This is a genomic window from Thauera sp. AutoDN2 (genome assembly GCF_051280715.1).
In the GTDB taxonomy this organism is placed as follows: domain Bacteria; phylum Pseudomonadota; class Gammaproteobacteria; order Burkholderiales; family Rhodocyclaceae; genus Thauera.
The window spans coordinates 92,523-108,666 of sequence record NZ_JBNCAR010000007.1; the positions used below are offsets into that span (position 1 = coordinate 92,523).

The 16,144-nt window shown below is 67.7% G+C and carries 15 protein-coding genes; 10 read left to right on the forward strand and 5 right to left on the reverse strand.

Translation table 11 applies throughout. The features are described 5' to 3' along the window. Nucleotides 1-104: 104 nt before the first annotated feature. From ACPT9U_RS06395 to ACPT9U_RS06415, 5 genes are all read left to right on the forward strand, one after another. Nucleotides 105-1,112 (forward strand): efflux RND transporter periplasmic adaptor subunit, encoded by a 1,008-nt coding sequence (locus ACPT9U_RS06395; RefSeq protein WP_418364277.1) that lies wholly within the window; start codon nt 105-107, stop codon nt 1,110-1,112. Next, nucleotides 1,109-4,333: an efflux RND transporter permease subunit gene (locus ACPT9U_RS06400; protein WP_418364276.1), complete on the forward strand. Its 3,225-nt coding sequence runs from the start codon at nt 1,109-1,111 to the stop codon at nt 4,331-4,333. The genes ACPT9U_RS06395 and ACPT9U_RS06400 overlap by 4 nt, the downstream gene beginning before the upstream one ends. Nucleotides 4,334-4,398: 65 nt before the next feature. After that, entirely contained in the window at nt 4,399-5,052 is a 654-nt protein-coding gene (locus tag ACPT9U_RS06405; protein WP_418364275.1) for a protein-L-isoaspartate O-methyltransferase family protein, read from the forward strand. Between the two features lie 7 nt (nt 5,053-5,059). Further along, nucleotides 5,060-5,383, forward strand: a complete 324-nt coding sequence (locus ACPT9U_RS06410; protein WP_435750269.1) for a rhodanese-like domain-containing protein — start codon at nt 5,060-5,062, stop codon at nt 5,381-5,383. 33 nt (nt 5,384-5,416) lie between these two features. After that, complete coding sequence (locus tag ACPT9U_RS06415; RefSeq protein ID WP_418364273.1) at nt 5,417-6,721, forward strand: TolC family outer membrane protein; 1,305 nt, start codon at nt 5,417-5,419, stop codon at nt 6,719-6,721. 19 nt (nt 6,722-6,740) lie between these two features. Here the strand turns inward: ACPT9U_RS06415 and waaA are convergent, their stop codons facing one another. Beyond that, on the reverse strand, nt 6,741-8,012 hold the full coding sequence (gene waaA / locus ACPT9U_RS06420; protein ID WP_435750270.1) for a lipid IV(A) 3-deoxy-D-manno-octulosonic acid transferase: 1,272 nt from the start codon (nt 8,010-8,012) through the stop codon (nt 6,741-6,743). 214 nt (nt 8,013-8,226) lie between these two features. Here waaA and ACPT9U_RS06425 point away from each other — a divergent pair, with 214 nt between their 5' ends. Both ACPT9U_RS06425 and ACPT9U_RS06430 read left to right on the forward strand, forming a co-directional pair. Then, nucleotides 8,227-9,234 (forward strand): NAD-dependent epimerase, encoded by a 1,008-nt coding sequence (locus tag ACPT9U_RS06425; RefSeq protein ID WP_418364271.1) that lies wholly within the window; start codon nt 8,227-8,229, stop codon nt 9,232-9,234. Between the two features lie 75 nt (nt 9,235-9,309). Beyond that, complete coding sequence (locus tag ACPT9U_RS06430) at nt 9,310-10,107, forward strand: symmetrical bis(5'-nucleosyl)-tetraphosphatase (RefSeq protein WP_435750271.1); 798 nt, start codon at nt 9,310-9,312, stop codon at nt 10,105-10,107. Nucleotides 10,108-10,194: 87 nt separating this feature from the next. On the opposite strand, the gene ACPT9U_RS06435 is transcribed toward ACPT9U_RS06430, so the two are convergent. Beyond that, nucleotides 10,195-11,049 carry a lysophospholipid acyltransferase family protein gene (locus ACPT9U_RS06435; protein ID WP_435750272.1) on the reverse strand — a complete coding sequence of 285 codons (855 nt, stop codon included), beginning with the start codon at nt 11,047-11,049 and terminating at the stop codon, nt 10,195-10,197. 38 nt (nt 11,050-11,087) lie between these two features. Then, the gene (locus ACPT9U_RS06440; RefSeq protein ID WP_418364268.1) at nt 11,088-11,855 is read right to left on the reverse strand and encodes a GNAT family N-acetyltransferase; all 768 of its coding nucleotides are present in this window, start codon (nt 11,853-11,855) and stop codon (nt 11,088-11,090) included. Nucleotides 11,856-11,968: 113 nt separating this feature from the next. On the opposite strand from ACPT9U_RS06440, the gene ACPT9U_RS06445 reads away from it, so the two are divergent. From ACPT9U_RS06445 to ACPT9U_RS06455, 3 genes are all read left to right on the forward strand, one after another. Continuing rightward, nucleotides 11,969-12,409 (forward strand): HIT family protein, encoded by a 441-nt coding sequence (locus tag ACPT9U_RS06445; RefSeq protein ID WP_435750273.1) that lies wholly within the window; start codon nt 11,969-11,971, stop codon nt 12,407-12,409. Nucleotides 12,410-12,543: 134 nt separating this feature from the next. Then, nucleotides 12,544-13,479 (forward strand): carbohydrate kinase family protein, encoded by a 936-nt coding sequence (locus ACPT9U_RS06450; RefSeq protein WP_435750274.1) that lies wholly within the window; start codon nt 12,544-12,546, stop codon nt 13,477-13,479. Then, a complete protein-coding gene (locus ACPT9U_RS06455; protein WP_418364238.1) occupies nt 13,473-13,946 on the forward strand; it encodes a glycine zipper 2TM domain-containing protein in 474 nt (157 codons plus the stop codon). Before ACPT9U_RS06450 ends, ACPT9U_RS06455 begins: the two co-directional genes overlap by 7 nt. Before the next feature lie 77 nt (nt 13,947-14,023). Here ACPT9U_RS06455 and ACPT9U_RS06460 read toward each other — a convergent pair whose 3' ends face one another. Together ACPT9U_RS06460 and prmA are read right to left on the reverse strand one after the other, a co-directional pair. Further along, complete coding sequence (locus tag ACPT9U_RS06460; RefSeq protein ID WP_435750276.1) at nt 14,024-15,244, reverse strand: DUF3426 domain-containing protein; 1,221 nt, start codon at nt 15,242-15,244, stop codon at nt 14,024-14,026. After that, nucleotides 15,241-16,143, reverse strand: coding sequence for a 50S ribosomal protein L11 methyltransferase (prmA, locus tag ACPT9U_RS06465; RefSeq protein WP_435750277.1), 903 nt, complete (start codon nt 16,141-16,143; stop codon nt 15,241-15,243). The genes ACPT9U_RS06460 and prmA overlap by 4 nt, the downstream gene beginning before the upstream one ends. Nucleotide 16,144: the final 1 nt, after the last annotated feature.

Here is a 16,144-nt window from a genome sequence, read left to right on the forward strand (position 1 = left end):
GATCCCCGATGCGCTCCCGTCTTGCCCCGATTTTTCTGGGCGGCTGCTGCTTGCTTGCCGCCTGCTCTGCGCCCGCACCCGAAACGCCGCCGCTCCGCGCCGTCATGGTGCGCACCGTAGACGGCGCCGCGGCGCCGCAGGCTATCCAGCACTATGCAGGCGAGGTGCGTGCGCGCATCGAGGTCGACGTCGGCTTCCGGATCGGTGGCAAGCTCGTCGAGCGCAGGGTCGATGTGGGGTCGGAGGTGGCAGCAGGTGCGACGCTTGCGCTGCTCGATCCCGAGGATGCGCGCCTTGCGGCCGATGCCGCGGGCGCTGCGGCGATGGCTGCGGAGGCGGATCTGGCGCTGGCGTGGGCCGAATACGCGCGGGCGCAGGAGTTGGCCGCGCGCAAGTTCGTTTCGCCCGCGGCGCTGGATGCGCGCCGCACGGCGCTGCAGGCCGCCGAGGCGCGCTTGCGGCAGTTGCGGGCGCAGGCCGAGGGCGCGGCCAACCAGGCTGGCTATACCCGCCTGGAGGCCCCCGCGGCCGGGGTGATCACGGCCGTACTGGCCGAGCCGGGGCAGGTGGTGGGCGCGGGGCAGCCGGTGTTCCGTCTCGCCCGCCCGGAAGCGCGTGAGGTGCTCATCCATGTGCCAGAGGGGCGCGCCGGCGCGTTGCGCCAGGGCATGCCCGCGGTGGTGCGGGCCTGGGCGGCTCCCGAGCGCGAGTATGCGGCACAGGTGCGCGAGATCGCGCCGGCGGCCGATGCCTCAACCCGGACCTTTGCGGTGCGCGTGGCGCTGGCTGAGGCCGATGCAGGCTTGCCGCTGGGGGCTACGGCAGGGGTGCGGTTTGCCATGCCCGAGGCGGGCGATGCGTTGCTGCTGCCGCTGGCAGCGCTCACCCGGCTGGACGATGCTGCGGCCACCGTATGGCTGGTTGATACCGACGGCAGGCTGGCGCCGCATGCGGTCGAGGTTGCGGCCTGGCGCGAGGATGGCGCCCTGGTTCGCGGCGGCTTGCCGTCACGGGCGAGGGTGGTGGTGGCCGGCGTGCATACCCTGGTCGAGGGCGAGCAGGTGCGCGCAGTGGAAGAGGGCGCGCCCGTGCTGCTGGACGTTGCACGATGAGCCTGCCCGAGCCCAGCCCGATCGGGAGCGGGCGCTTCAATCTCTCCGAGTGGGGGCTCAAGCACCGCGCTCTGGTGCTGTATTTCCTCATCGTGTCGACCCTGCTCGGGCTGTTTTCCTATGCCCGCCTGGGCCAGTCCGAGGACCCTCCGTTCACCTTCAAGGTGATGGTGATCCGCGCCGAGTGGCCCGGGGCGAGTGCGCTCGAAATGGCCGAGCAGGTCACCGACAGGATCGAGAAGAAGCTGCAGGAAATCGCACAGGCCGACGTCATCCGCAGCTACTCCAAGCCGGGCGAGACGATGGTGTTCTTCATCGTCAAGGACGCGACCCTTTCGCGCGACGTGCCCGACATCTGGTACCAGGTGCGCAAGAAGATCGGCGACATTGCCGGCACTTTCCCAGCAGGCGTGCGCGGGCCCTTCTTCAACGACGAGTTCGGTGATACCTATGGCAACCTCTTCGCGCTGGTCGGAGAGGACGTCAGCCATGCGGAGCTGAAGCGCCACGCCGATGCGATCCGCAGCGAGCTGCTGCGGGTGAAGGACGTTGCCAAGGTGAGCTTCTTCGCCGAGCAGCCGCAGCGCGTGTTCGTCGAGATCTCCAATGCCAAGCTCGCGACCTTCGGCCTGCGCCTGGACGACATCGTGGGCGCGCTTGCCCAGCAGAACGCGGAGACGGGTGCGGGTTTCTTCGAGACGGATGAGGAGCGCGTCTGGCTGCGCCCCTCGGGCCAGTTCGAGGATCTCGACGCGATCCGCGATACGGTGATCCGTGCCGCCGGGCGCAGCTTCCGGCTCGGTGATGTCGCGGAGGTGCGGCGCGGGTACGCCGACCCGCCGGGCGAGCGGCTGCGCTACATGGGGCAGGAGGCGCTCGGTATCGGCGTGTCGATGCGCAGTGGCGGTGACATCGTGGCGCTCGGTCGTCACCTCGACGAGGCGGTGGAGAAGATCGACGCCCAGTTGCCGGCGGGCATCCGGCTCGAACGTGTCGCCGATCAGCCACGCGCGGTCACGCGGGCGGTGAACGAGTTCGTCAAGGTGCTGGCCGAAGCGGTGATCATCGTCATGGCAGTGAGCCTGCTGTCGCTCGGCTTCCGCACCGGGGTGGTGGTGCTGGTGATCATTCCGGTGGTGCTGGCGATCACGTTCATGTTCATGCACCTATTGGACATCGGCCTGCACAAGATCTCCCTCGGCGCGCTGATCATCGCGCTTGGCCTGTTGGTGGACGACGCCATCATCGCGGTCGAGATGATGGCGAGCAAGATGGAGCAGGGCTGGGGCCGGGTGAGGGCGGCGAGCTACGCCTGGACCTCGACCGCGATGCCGATGCTCTCGGGCACACTGGTGACGGCGGCGGGCTTCCTGCCGGTGGCGCTGGCTGCCTCATCGGTGGGCGAGTTCACCCGCTCGATCTTCCAGGTCACGGTGACCGCGCTGCTGGTTTCGTGGATCGCGGCGGTGATCTTCGTGCCCTATCTCGGCTACTACCTGCTCCCCGACTTCAGCAAGCGCGCAGGCAAGCCCTCCTGGCTGGCGCGCCTGGTCGGCAAGTTGTGGCCGGCGATCGGGCGCCGCATGGCGGAGCACGACCTCCATGCCCACGAGCAGCACGACGAGTTTGCGATCTACCACACCGCCTTCTATAACCGCCTGCGCAGGCTGGTCGATGCCTGCGTGCGCCTGCGCTGGGTGGTGATCGTGCTCACGGTGGCGATCTTCGCAGCATCGCTGTTTGCGTTCGGGCGCTTCGTGCCGCAGCAGTTCTTCCCGGATTCGACCCGGCCCGAGCTGCTCGTCGATCTGCGCATGGCCGAGGGCGTCTCGCATCAGGCGACCGAGGCGGCGGTGCTGCGGCTGGAGGCCTTCCTGAGCGAGCAGGACGGTATCGAGAACTACGTGTCCTGGGTTGGCAGCGGCAGCCCGCGCTTCTACCTGCCGCTGGACCAGCAGTTGCCGCAGACCAGTTTCGCGCAGGTCGTCATCCTGACCGCCGGGCTGGCCGAGCGGGAGGCGTTGCGCGAGAAGCTGATCCGCCTGTTCCAGGATGAGCCCTGGCCCTTGCGCGGCATTGTCAACCGGCTCGAGAACGGGCCGCCGGTCGGCTTCCCGGTGCAGTACCGGGTGAGCGGGCCGGATCTTGGCGAGCTGCGCCGTCAGGCGCACGCCGTGGCCGAGGCGATGCGCGGCAATCCTCACCTGTCCAACGTGCATCTGGACTGGGAAGAGCCGTCCAAGGTGGTGCGCCTGGCCATTGATCAGGACAAGGCCCGCCTGCTCGGGGTGAGCACCCAGGACATTTCGAACCTGCTCGCAACCTCGCTGCAGGGCATGACCGTGACCCAGTTCCGCGAGGGCACCGAGACCATCGGCGTGGTGTTGCGCGGGGCGGAATCCGAGCGCGTTCACCTGTCCCAGCTGTCCGATCTGGCCTTGCCGGTGGCGGGCGGACGCAGTGTGCCGCTGGCGCAGATCGCGCGTCTGGAACACGACTTCGAGCCGGGCGTGATCTGGCGCCGCAACCGCATCCCCACCGTCACCGTGCGCGCCTCGCTCTACGGCGGCACGCAGCCTGCCGTCGTGGTGGGACAGCTGGCCGGGCAGATGCAGGGCATCCGCGACGCCTTGCCACTCGGTTACCGGCTTGATGTCGGCGGCTCTGTGGAGGAGAGCGCCAAGGGCACCACATCGGTCGGCGCCGGCATGCCAATCTTCGTGCTCGTCGTGCTCACGGTGCTGATGCTGCAGCTGCAGAGCTTCTCGCTCACCTTCATGGTCGTGCTGACGGCGCCGCTGGGCCTGATCGGCGTGACGGCCTTCCTGCTCGCGTTCAACAAGCCCTTCGGGTTCGTCGCCATGCTCGGCTCCATCGCTCTGTCGGGCATGATCATGCGCAACTCGGTGATCCTGGTGGACCAGATCCGTCAGGACATCGAGGCGGGGCGCACGCGTTGGGATGCGATCGTGGAGTCCACGGTGCGGCGTTTCCGCCCCATCATGCTCACCGCCGCCGCCGCCATCTTCGCCATGGTGCCGCTGTCGCGCAGCACCTTCTTCGGTCCGATGGCGGTGGCGATCATGGGCGGCCTGACGGTGGCCACCGTGCTCACCATCCTTTTCCTGCCGGCGTTGTACGCCGCGTGGTTCCGGGTAAAGCCTTCGCATGTCGAGCGCGGTGGCAGCGCGGATGGGGCTGCGGCTTCTGCGCTAGAATGACGCGGTTTGCCTGTACGGGTAACGCTAACAATTAGCGTGTGCTAATATTCTGCCGGGAGTCCCTGATGAATTTCGAGAAAGCGCGCTTCAACATGGTCGAGCAACAGATCCGCCCCTGGGAGGTGCTGGATCAGGACGTGCTCGACCTCCTGATGACGGTCAAGCGCGAGGAGTTCGTGCCTGCCGAACATCGCGAACTGGCCTTCGCCGACGTCGAGATTCCGATCGGCTGCGGGCAGGTGATGCTGAAGCCGGTGATCGAAGGCAAGGTGCTGCAGGCCCTGCGTCCGGCGAAGTCGGATTCGGTGCTCGAGATCGGCTCGGGTTCGGGCTATTTCGCCGCGCTGCTGGCCGCGCGTGCCGAGTGGGTGCGCAGCATCGAGATCGAGCCGGAGCTGGTCAAGCAGGCCAGCGCCAACCTCGAGCGCAGCGGTGTGGGCAACGTCGTGGTCATGCAGGGGGACGGCATCCATGGCTTCGCCGAGCGTGCGCCTTATGACGTGATTGCCGTTTCGGGTGGACTGTCCTCGGTGCCGCAGGCGCTGCTCGAGCAGCTCAAGGTCGGTGGCCGCCTGTTTGCATTTGTGGGGGAGGCGCCGGTGATGAAGGCCCGCCTGATCACTTGCGAGGCCGAAGGCCGCTTCCGCACCGAGGACATCTTCGAGACCGTGGTGCCGGTGCTGCGTAACGCCCCGGCGCGCGACCCGTTCAGCTTCTGAGCGACGCATGCAGCAGATCACTCCGCGCAAGCTTGCCGAACGACTGCAGGATGAAAGCCGGCCTGCACCCTTGCTGCTCGACGTGCGAGAAGCCTGGGAACTGCAGATCTGTCAGATCCCGGGGTCGGTGGCGATGCCGATGGGCAGCGTGCCGGCGCGCTACCTGGAGCTCGATCGCGAGCGCGAGACGGTGGTGATCTGCCATCACGGCGGGCGCAGCTGGCAGGTGTGCATGTTCCTCGAGCGCCAGGGCTTCTCCAATCTGGCCAATCTGTCTGGCGGCGTCGCCGGCTGGGCCAACGAGGTCGATCTGAACATGCCGCAATATTGACTGCGGCGCAGCACAACAGCGGAGCGGAGCACGATGAAGCGAATCCTGGCAGTTCTTGTCGCAGGCCTGTTTGCAGGGGGCACCGCGGCTGCGGACCTCATGCAGGTGTATCGGGACGCGGTTGCCAACGATGCGAAGTTCTCCGCAGCACGCGCGCAGTACGAGGCCGGGCAGGAGAAGGTGGTGCAGGGGCGTGCCGGTCTGCTGCCGCAGATCGGGATGTCGGCCAATACGACCCATAACGACTCCGAAATCACCCCCGCGACCGGCCCTGGACGGGACTACACCTACAATACCAACGGCTACGGTGTGCAACTCACCCAGCCCCTGTTCCGCTGGCAGAACTGGGTGCAGTACAAGCAGGGCGAACTGCAGACTGCGCTCGCGGAGACGCAGTTCGGTATCGCTCGCCAGGATCTCGTACTGCGGGTCGCAGAAGCCTATTTCAACGTGCTCAATGCACAGGATGCGTTGGCCGCGGTGACGCAGTTGCGTACCGCCGCCGCCGAGCAGCTCGAACTGGCGAAGACCAGCTTCGAGGTTGGTACGGTCACCATTACCGACGTGCATGAGGGGCAGTCGCGCTTCGATCTCGCCTCGGCGCAGGAGATCGCCGCGCAGAACCAGCTCGAGGTCGCGCGCCAGAGCCTGGCGCAGATCATCGGCAGCCAGCCCGAGCCGCTCGCCGGCCTGCGCGAGGGCGTGGCGCTGCAGCGTCCGCAACCCGAGAACATCGCCGACTGGGTCGCAGCGGCGGAGTCCGGCAGTTTTGGTGTGCAGGCCCAGCAACTCGCGCGCGAGATTGCTGCGCGAGAGGTCGAGCGTGCGCGTGCCGGCCACTTGCCGACGGTGGATATCGTCGCCAGCCATGGCGTCAACAATCGTCCGCAGCCGGGCACCGACCGCTCCGAGGCGACTTCGATCGGGCTGCAGCTGAATGTGCCGCTCTATGCGGGCGGGCGGGTTTCCTCGGTGTCGCGCGAGGCCGCGTCGCTGCGCATGAAGGCCGATGCCGATCTCGAGGATGCCCGTCGCACGGCTGCACTGCAGGCCCGCCAGTCCTGGCTGGGCGTGACCAGCGGCATGGCGCAGGTCAAGGCGCTCGAGGCGGCGCGGGTTTCGTCCATGTCGGCGCTCGACGCCAACAAGCTTGGCTACGAGGTCGGCGTGCGCATCAACATCGACGTGCTCAACGCGCAGACCCAGCTTGCCGACACATTGCAGCAGCTTTCGCGTGCGCGCTACGACACCCTGCTCGCACAGCTTCGCCTGAAGGCCGCAGCGGGTACGCTGGGCGAAGAGGACGTGCAGGCGATCAACGCCCTGCTCGCTCCCTGATCCGGTCACTCTGGCCCGGTCAGGGCAGGGTGCTGGCCTGCAGACTCTCCAGAACGGCAATCGTGCGCGCCGTCGCGCCTTGGTGCGTGGTGGCGAACGCCCGTCCGGCGGTCGCCATCGTCTCCCGCCGTGGCTTATCCCCGAGCAGTGCCGAGGCCTGGCGCATGCCTTCGTCTGCGTCCGAGGCGCGCAGCGCGGCTCCGGCGCGCACGGCATCTTCGGCAACGGCCTGGAAGTTGAAGGTATGCGGGCCGATCACCACCGGAGTGCCGGCCGCGCACGCCTCGATCAGGTTCTGACCGCCGAAGGGCAGCCAGCTGCCGCCGATCAGCGCGACGTCGGCAGCGGCATAGTAGGCGAACATCTCTCCCATCGAGTCTCCGAGCAGCACCCGTGTGCCTGCTGCGACGGCACCTTCTGCGCTGCGCCGCTGCAGCGCGACTCCACGGGCTGCGACCAGCGCCGCCACCTCGTCGAAGCGTTGTGGATGGCGTGGCACCAGCAGTAGCAGCGCGTTGGCCGGCGCGTGCCGGAGGAAGGCCTCCAGCATGGGTGCTTCCTCGCCCTCGCGCGTGCTGGCAGCGAGCACGACCGGCCGTGTGCCTGAGCGGGCGCGCAGGCGGTGTCCGCGTTCGAGCAGCGCATCGGGCGGGGTGATGTCGAACTTGATGTTGCCGGTGATGGTGACCTGTCGTGCGCCCAGCTGGCTCAGCCGGGCGGCGTCGGCCGCGGTCTGCGCGCCGACCGCGGCCAGCGCCTTCAGCGTCAGGCCGGTCAGAGCGGGGAGGCGGGCATAGCGGCGGGCCGAGCGCTCGGACAGCCGGGCGTTCGCGAGCATCACCGGAATGCGGCGGCGCTGACAGGCTGCGAGCAGGTTGGGCCACAACTCGGTCTCCATGATCACGCCGAAGCTTGGACGGAAGTGGCGCAGGAAGGCGTGCGCAAGAAAGCCGATGTCGTAGGGCAGGTAGGCGCACAGCACGCGCCGCTCGTCCCCGAACAGGCTGCGGCCGGTGTCGCGGCCGGTCGGTGTCATGTGGGTGAGCAGGATGCTGTGCTCGGGCCAGCGTGCGAGCAGCGCGCGCACGAGGGGCTCCGCGGCACGGGTTTCACCGACCGACACAGCATGCACCCAGATCACCTGGGCCGGTGCGCGCATTTGGTAGCATGCGAAGCGTTCGCCCAGATTGCGCAGGTAATCCGGCTGTCGCCGCGCGCGCCATGCCAGGCGCAGCAGCACGAAGGGCAGGGCGAGCAACCACAGTAGGGTATAGGGCAGGCGCTTGAGCATCGGATCGGGAGAGGGCGCGACGCGCGCCAGTATACGCAAGCTGCGCAGTGGGCGCCCTGAACACGAAAGCGCCGCCTGTCCGAGATTTCATCTCCGGTTGGCAAGGCAGCGGCGCCGTTCAGGGGCCGGACGACTGCAATCTCGCTGCAATGCGCTCACAGGATGCGTGCATGCGATAATCCCTGCCAACTTTCCCGTTGCGACGCCCATTCTCATGAAGATCCTCGTCACCGGTGCCGCCGGTTTCATCGGCATGCACACCACCCTGCGCCTTCTTGCCCGCGGCGATGAGGTCGTGGGACTCGACAATCTGAACGACTACTACGACCCCACGCTCAAGGAGGCGCGCCTGGCGAAGCTGCGGCCCCATGCCAGCTTCCGCTTCGTCAAGATGGATGTGGCTGACCGCCCCGGCATGGAAAAGCTCTTTGCCGAAGAGCGCTTCGATCGCGTGATTCATCTCGCGGCGCAGGCGGGGGTGCGCTATTCGCTGCAGAACCCGCACGCCTATGTGGACAGCAATCTGGTCGGCTTCATGAACATCCTGGAAGGGTGCCGGCATTCACGGGTGCAGCACCTGGTCTACGCGTCGAGCTCCAGCGTCTACGGCGGCAACACGAAGATGCCCTTCTCCGAGCGCGACAGCGTCGACCATCCGGTCAGCATCTATGCAGCCACCAAGAAGGCCAACGAGCTGATGGCGCACACCTACAGTCATCTGTACGGCCTGCCCACCACCGGGCTGCGCTTCTTCACCGTGTATGGGCCCTGGGGTCGGCCGGACATGGCGCTTTTCCTGTTCACCAAGGCGATGCTCGAAGGCCGCCCGATCGACGTCTTCAACCACGGCCGCATGAGGCGCGACTTCACCTATGTGGACGACATCGTCGAGGGCGTCCTGCGCACGCTGGATCATGTTGCCGAGCCGGACCCGGCCTTCGACCCGATGCAGCCCGATCCTGGCACCGGCAGCGCGCCTTATCGCGTGTTCAACATCGGCAACCATGATCCGGTCGACCTGATGGAGTTCATCGCCGCGATCGAGGAGGCACTGGGGGTGACGGCGGAGAAGAACTTCCTGCCCCTGCAGGACGGAGATGTGCCCGCGACCTACGCCGACACCGCCGCGCTCAACGCCTGGACCGGCTTCGCGCCGGCGACCAGCGTGCGCGAGGGGGTGGGGCGGTTCGTGGCCTGGTACCGCGAGTACTATCGGGTCTGATCTGGGCGTGGGGGAGGCCCCCCACACATCGGAACTTGATCCGCGGCTGGCCCCGGGCCGCTGCGACAGGAAAAGATGGCAACCTACGCAATCGGAGACATCCAGGGCTGCTATGCGCCACTCGAGCGCATGCTCGACCGGATCGCGTTCGATCCCGCAGGGGACCGGCTGTGGATCGTGGGCGACCTCGTCAACCGTGGGCCGGAGTCGTTGCGCGTGCTTCGCCTGCTGCGCGATCTCGGCGATGCCGCAAGCATCGTGCTCGGCAATCACGATCTCTACCTGCTGATGATCGATGCCGGCCTGAAACGCAGCCTCGGCGATGACACCCTGTACCAGGTGCTCGAAGCGCCTGACCGTGAGGAACTCATCGACTGGCTTTCCTGCCTGCCGTTGCTGCGCGTGCAAGGCGAGTACGTGCTGGTGCACGCCGGTCTGTTGCCGGGGTGGACGGTGACGCGTGCCGAAGCCCTGGCAGGCGAGGTGTCGGCGGCGCTTGCGGGGAAGAGGGCAAAGGAGTTTCTCCTCAATCTCGCGGGAAACCAGCCCGAGCGCTGGTCGGACGGCTTGCGCGGATGGGATCGCCTGCGGGTGATCGTCAATGCGATGACGCGGCTGCGCTTCTGCTCTGCAGAGGGGCGCATGGATTTGCGTGCGAAGGGGGCACCACAGAAGGCGCCGCCAGGCATGATGCCGTGGTTCCGCGTGCCCGGGCGGGAAAGCCTGACACACACCATCGTATGCGGCCATTGGTCGGCGCTCGGCTTTTATCGCGAGCCGGGTCTGATTGCGCTCGACTCGGGCTGTGTGTGGGGTGGCAAACTCACTGCCCTGCGCATCGAGGACGGCGCCGTGTTCCAGGTGCCTGGCTGATCCGGAAGCGCTGAGAAGCGAACTGGCGCGGGTTTGAAGGCGTCCCAAGGCGATTTGAAGGCGCTCGTGCGCGGCACTCCAGCGGCCTCAGTCGGGCAGTTCGACGCCGATCGCAGCGGCGATCTCGCTGCGCGCGCGGACGGCAAGGACGCGGCGATCGGCTCCGTCCGTGGTGGCGATCGGCTCGGCCACCGTGATGCGGGCGAGGGTCTTGCGCCGGGCGACGATGTTCGCCACACACGCACCGAGGCTCATCTCGCCGATATACGCCGGCGCGCTGCTGAAGTGATCCTCGGGTGTGCGGTACTGCAGGGCCAGCGTCTGCACCGCATGACCGCAGGCGATTGCCGGCTGCAGCAGCGCCGCATGGAAGTGCAGCAGCGTGCCGCCGTCCGTGGTCGTGCCTTCCGGGAAGATCGCCACGTTGTTGCCAGTGTCGAGCAGCGCCGCGGTTTCGGCATTGATGATGCGGGCGTGACCACGGCTGCCCCGGCGCAGGAAGATGGTGTCGTTGCGGGCGGCGAGCCAGCCGATCACCGGCCAGTCGCGCACTTCGGCCTTGGAAACGAAGGCTGCGGGCGCGAGTGCGTTGATCACGAAGATATCCACCCAGGATATGTGGTTCGCGATCAGCATGCAGCCCGGGGCGATTGGGCAGCCACGATGCTCGAGGCGGATGCCGAGAACCTCCAGCATGCGTGCCGACCAGCGCTGGCGCAGCGCTCTGCGTCGCGCTGCGCTGCAGAAGGGGTAACGCAGCGCTACGGTCGCCACGCCCCGGGCAAGGAGCAGAGCGAGGTGCGTATAGCGCCAGGCGCGAAGCAGGCGAGGTGTGGTGGCCTCCCGTCCGTTCGGGGAGGCTTCGCGGAGGTCTCGCGCATCCTCGCCCGAGCCCATGGCGCCGGGCGAGCGGGTAGGTGCTGTGCAGGCGTTCGTGGTCATCGCGGACGTGTGGTCGGGAGGAGATCGGAGTGGTGTCTTCAGTCCTTGCGTCCCATGAAGTGGCGCGCATAGCGCTCGTCGAACCGCCCGACGGGCATCAGGATGGGCAGGTCGGCGGTGTTGAAGTCAGGGTCCCAGGCGGGCGCGCCGCAGATCCAGGCTCCTGCACGCAGGTAGCCCTTGATGAGCGGGGGCGCGTCGACCTCGAGATCGCCACGCAGCTTGTCGAGCGGCAGCGGATTGCGCGGAAACACGTGGTATTCGAGCGGCGCCATATGCGCCTGGCCGAGCCGATTATACAGGCTGGCCGCGCGGTGGCCGCCGTCCCCCATGGCGATCGATGCGCAGCCGATGAGGTAGTCGTAGCCGTTCTCCAGCATGTAGCGGGCGAGTCCGGACCACAGCAGTGCGATCACGGCGCCGCTGCGATACTCCGCGTCGATGCACGAGCGCCCGATCTCGACCAGACGGCTGCGCAGATGCTGAAGGCGGGTCAGGTCGAATTCGTTCTCCGAATAGTAGCCGCCCACGCGCCGCGCCGCGGAGGGTGAGAGGATGCGGTAGGTGCCGACGATGCGTCCAGCCGCCTCGTCGCGCACGATGAGATGCTCGCAGAAGGGGTCGTAGATGTCGCGGTCGACGCCGGGTGTGCGGGTCGGCAGGCGTGCCCCCATCTCCTCGGAGAAGACGCGGTAGCGCAGCCGCTGGGCCTCGAGGATTTCGGTCTCGCAGCTTGCAAGGCTGACGTTCAGGCGTCGCGGCGCGCGCGCCGGGCTTTCCTGGCGGGGCTGGATGTGCTGGAGCATGGTGTCCTTCCGTCCTGTTCGGGTCGGACCATTCTCGAAAGCCTGTGTTGCGACGCGTTGACGTGCCCGTTACGATGGGGTGACGACCATGAACGACAAGGAGTTGCCTGGGCATGACAGTGAGCGATCACGACGAGAACTGTGTTTTCTGCCGCATCGTCCGCGGTGAGTTGCCTGCCGCGAAGGTGTACGAGGATGCGCATACGCTGGCGATCATGGATATCCAGTCGGTCAATCCGGGGCACATGCTTGTGCTCGTCAAGCCGCACCGGGCGAACGTCTATGCGCTCGACGATGAACTGGCTGGCGCGGTTTTTCGCACCGCCGCGCGCATGGCGCGCGTGGTCAAGCGTGCCACCGGCTGCCAGGGTGTGACCCTGCTCCAGGCCAACGAGAAGGCGGGTGCGCAGACCATGTTCCATTTCCACATCCATGTGCTCCCGCGCTGGGAGGGGGACGGCATGGAACTGGCCTGGCCGGTGAAGAATCCGCTGCGCGAGGCGCTGGAGGCGATGGCGGAGAAGCTCAGGACCACACTCGCCGACGGAGACTGAGTGCGGCACGGCTGCGAGCTGGCTCCGCGCCGCTGCGTCGGCATGGGCTGTTCGCGTGGGAGCGCGGCAGGGGCGGGGCGGCAAGGGGCGGGCTGCGTATAATCGCGGTTTCGATCCTCTCGGCCCTCCCGCCCATGTCCATCCTCGTCTGTGGATCGGTCGCCTACGACTCGATCATGGTCTTTCATGACCGCTTCAAGAACCACATCCTCCCTGAGCAGATCCATATCCTGAACGTTTCCTTTCTGGTGCCCGACATGCGCAGGGAGTTCGGCGGCTGCGCAGGCAACATCGCCTACAACCTGAAGTTGCTGGGCAGCGATCCAAGAATCGTGGCGACCGTGGGTGAAGATGCCGGTCCTTACCGTGCGCGCATGCGTGCGCTTGGCCTGCGCGAGGACTTCGTGCGCGAGGTGCCGGGGACCTTCACGGCGCAGGCCTTCATCACCACCGATCTCGACGACAACCAGATCACTGCGTTTCACCCGGGGGCGATGTTCCACTCCCACCTCAACGATGTTCGCGAGGCAGAGGGTGCGACCCTGGGCATCGTCTCGCCCGATGGTGCGGACGGGATGCTGCGCCACGCCGACGGATTCGCTGCGGCGGGCGTGCCCTTCGTGTTCGATCCTGGCCAGGCGCTACCGATCCTCGGTAGCGAGGCGTTACTGAAATGCCTGCAACAGGCGCGCTACTGTACGGTCAATGACTACGAGGCCCGCCTGATGTGCGACAAGACCGGACGCAGCGAGGAGGAACTCGCGCGCGAGGTCGAGGCGCTGGTCGTGACCTTGGGTGCCGAAGGGTCGCGCCTGTACTGGAGGGGCGAGCGCCATGTCGTTCCCGCGGTGCAGGCCGATGCGGTCGTCGATCCCACCGGCTGCGGGGATGCCTATCGTGCAGGTCTGCTGCACGGCATTGCCAGCGGCTGGGACATGGTCAAGAGCGCGCGTCTGGCAGCGGTCATGGGGGCGATCAAGATCGCCCATCGCGGCGGACAGAATCATCAACCCACGCGGACGGAGATCGGATCCCGCTTCCGCGCGGCCTTCGGGGAGGAGCTATGGTGAGTCGAAAGGGCATGAAGATGCAGGCGGCAGTCGGTGCGATGCTGGCGGCCCTGGTCCTCGGCGGTTGCGCGCAGGGGCTGGGGGGCGGGACGTATTCGCGTACGGAGGCAAGGCGTGCCATGACCGTGCAGTTCGGTACGATCGAGTCCGTGCGCGCGGTGCAACTCGAAGGCACGAAGACGCCGGTGGGCTCGGTGGCCGGCGCCGCGGTCGGCGGCATCGCGGGCAGCACGATCGGCGGCGGCCGGGGACAGGCGGTAGCGACGGTGATCGGTGCAGTCGTGGGCGGTGTCGCGGGCGCGGCGGTTGAGGAAGGCGCGACGCGCACGCCGGGCGTGGAAGTGACGGTGCGCCTCGACAATGGGCAGTTTCTCGCTGTAGTGCAGGCGGATGAAGGTGAGCGCTTCCGGGCGGGTGAGCGGGTGCGCGTGTTGCGGGACGGCGGAACGACGAGGGTGTCGCGCTGACGCCTTCGTGCGCCTGATGGCGTCGTGGTCTTATCCGGCCGGGGCCTTGCGGGGCCCCGGCTGCGTTTACGCGCCGTTCATGGGTAGAAGGCGTAGATGCGGTAGCCGGTGGGGGCGATTCCGGTCGTTTCGAAGGGGATGCGCAGGTCGACCAGCCTGCGTGCGGCGAAGGCCGGCGCGCTGCGAGTCTCCGCCAGCCACTCCGCGGGCGCGAGCACGCGGCGCGAAATCGGGTTGTCGCCGGCGTCGGTCAGCGTCAGTTCGAGATGGGGCCATTGCTGCGCGTACTGGGCGCGGTTGTTGAGCGTTGCGCGGAGCATGTAGTACCCGGGCTTTCCAGGCTCGGCTTGCAGGTCGGATGCCTCGATGGCGATCTGCTCTGCGTCGCGTGGGTAGGGAACGATGCAGCCGATGCGCGCGCAGGTCTGCTCCAGCACCGGGCGCAGGCCGGGAAGTTCGCGTGCGATGTCGGTCCGGTACAGGTAGACGGCCTGGGCGCCCAGGCCAATCGCCATCAGCAGCACCAGTACGCGGCCCAGGGCATTCGCCAGCGGGCTCCGGGCCTGCGTCGGTCGCCCGTAGGTGGCATCCAGGCGGGCGAGGTCGGGTTCTGCGGAATCCGCTTCGGATCGATCCGCTTCGCGCTGTGCCATCGACGCCGTCCGGACCGCACTGGGGGGCTCGGGGGAGGCGGGGGCCTCGGAAGGCTCCGGGATGGCGATGGCTCGTGTGCTTGAGAAGGCCCCCGTGCTGTCCGCGGTCATCGGGTGCTGGCTGCGGTCGAATGCAGGCAGCGGTGCTTCTGCCGGCGACGGTTGAGCGGACGGCCGGCCGCGGAGGGCATCGTCGAGCGCTGGGTCTGAATCGTTGTTCGTGGCGCGCCGTACATGGCGCAATACCTCGGGGAAATGCGGCGCAGCCTGTTCCGTTCGGGCTGGTGGAGCGAGTTCGAACTCGGTCACAGGGGGCGCGAGGCCGGCTTCATCGAAGGGCGCTGGGGGCGGCGTGTCCTGCGCCGCATCGAATGGGCTGCCCGGGATGTCGAAATCCAGTGTCGTCAGCGATGCGGGCGCCGTCGGCGCGCCCTGTGCGGACTGCGTCTGGACCTGCGGAGGGGGCTGCCTGGCAGCAGCACGGGCTTCCTCCCTTTTGGCTTCTGTGGGTGGCTCGAAGGCGTGCGCGCGCGCGTTGAAGGGATGGAAGCAGTGCCCGCAGCGGACTTCGCCGCCTCGTGCGTCCAGCTGTTCCGGGCGAAGCCGGAACACGGTCTGGCAGGCAGGGCAGCGCGTGAGCATCATGGCCCCGGGCGGCGCCCTTCCAGTCTCACCCAGCCCTCGAGCGTGGCGCCGGCCCGCAGGGTGATGAATGGCGCCCAGGCCTCGATGACCTGCTCGGCCTGGCTCTCCAGCACGCCGGACAGTGCGACCTGACCGCCCGGTGCGACGCGTGCCGCGATCGCCGGGGCGAGTACGCACAGCGGGTTGGTGAGGATGTTCGCCACGACGCACTCGAAGGTCTCGCCGGTGGGCTGTGCGGAGTGCTGCAGCCGCAGCCGTACCCGGTTGCGCTCGGCGTTGTCCCGCGCAGCCTCGACCGCCTTCTCGTCGATATCGATCCCGAGCACGTCGCCTGCGCCCAGGCGTGCCGCCGCGATGCCGAGGATGCCCGAGCCGCAGCCGTAGTCGAGTACGCTGCAGCCGGGCGTAACGGTGTCGCACAGCCATTCCAGGCACAGCCGGGTGGTGGGGTGCGAACCGGTGCCGAAGGCCATGCCCGGGTCGAGCTCGATGTTGATTGCATCTGCGTCCGGCGCCTCATGCCACGAGGGCACGATCCACATGCGATCGGTGATGCGGATCGGGTCGAACTGGCTCTGGGTGAGCTGCACCCAGTTCTGTTCGGCCAAGGTTTCGGTCGAGAACGGCGGCACGGCCGCGAAGCCCGCTGCGCTCGCCGCCTCGCCCAACATGGCGGCGAGCGTCTCGCCGCCGGTGTCGCCGTCGAACAGCGCGATCACCTTGCTGTGCGCCCACAGGCTGGTGGGCAGATGGCCGGGTTCGCCGAACTGCGGTGTCTCGGCCTCGGTCCCGGCGTCGGCATCCTCGATGGAGACGGACAGGGCGCCCGCCTCCATCAAGGCATCGGAGAGTGCTTCGGCCTTGTCGGCGTCGGCCTGCAGGGTGACCGAGATCCACATC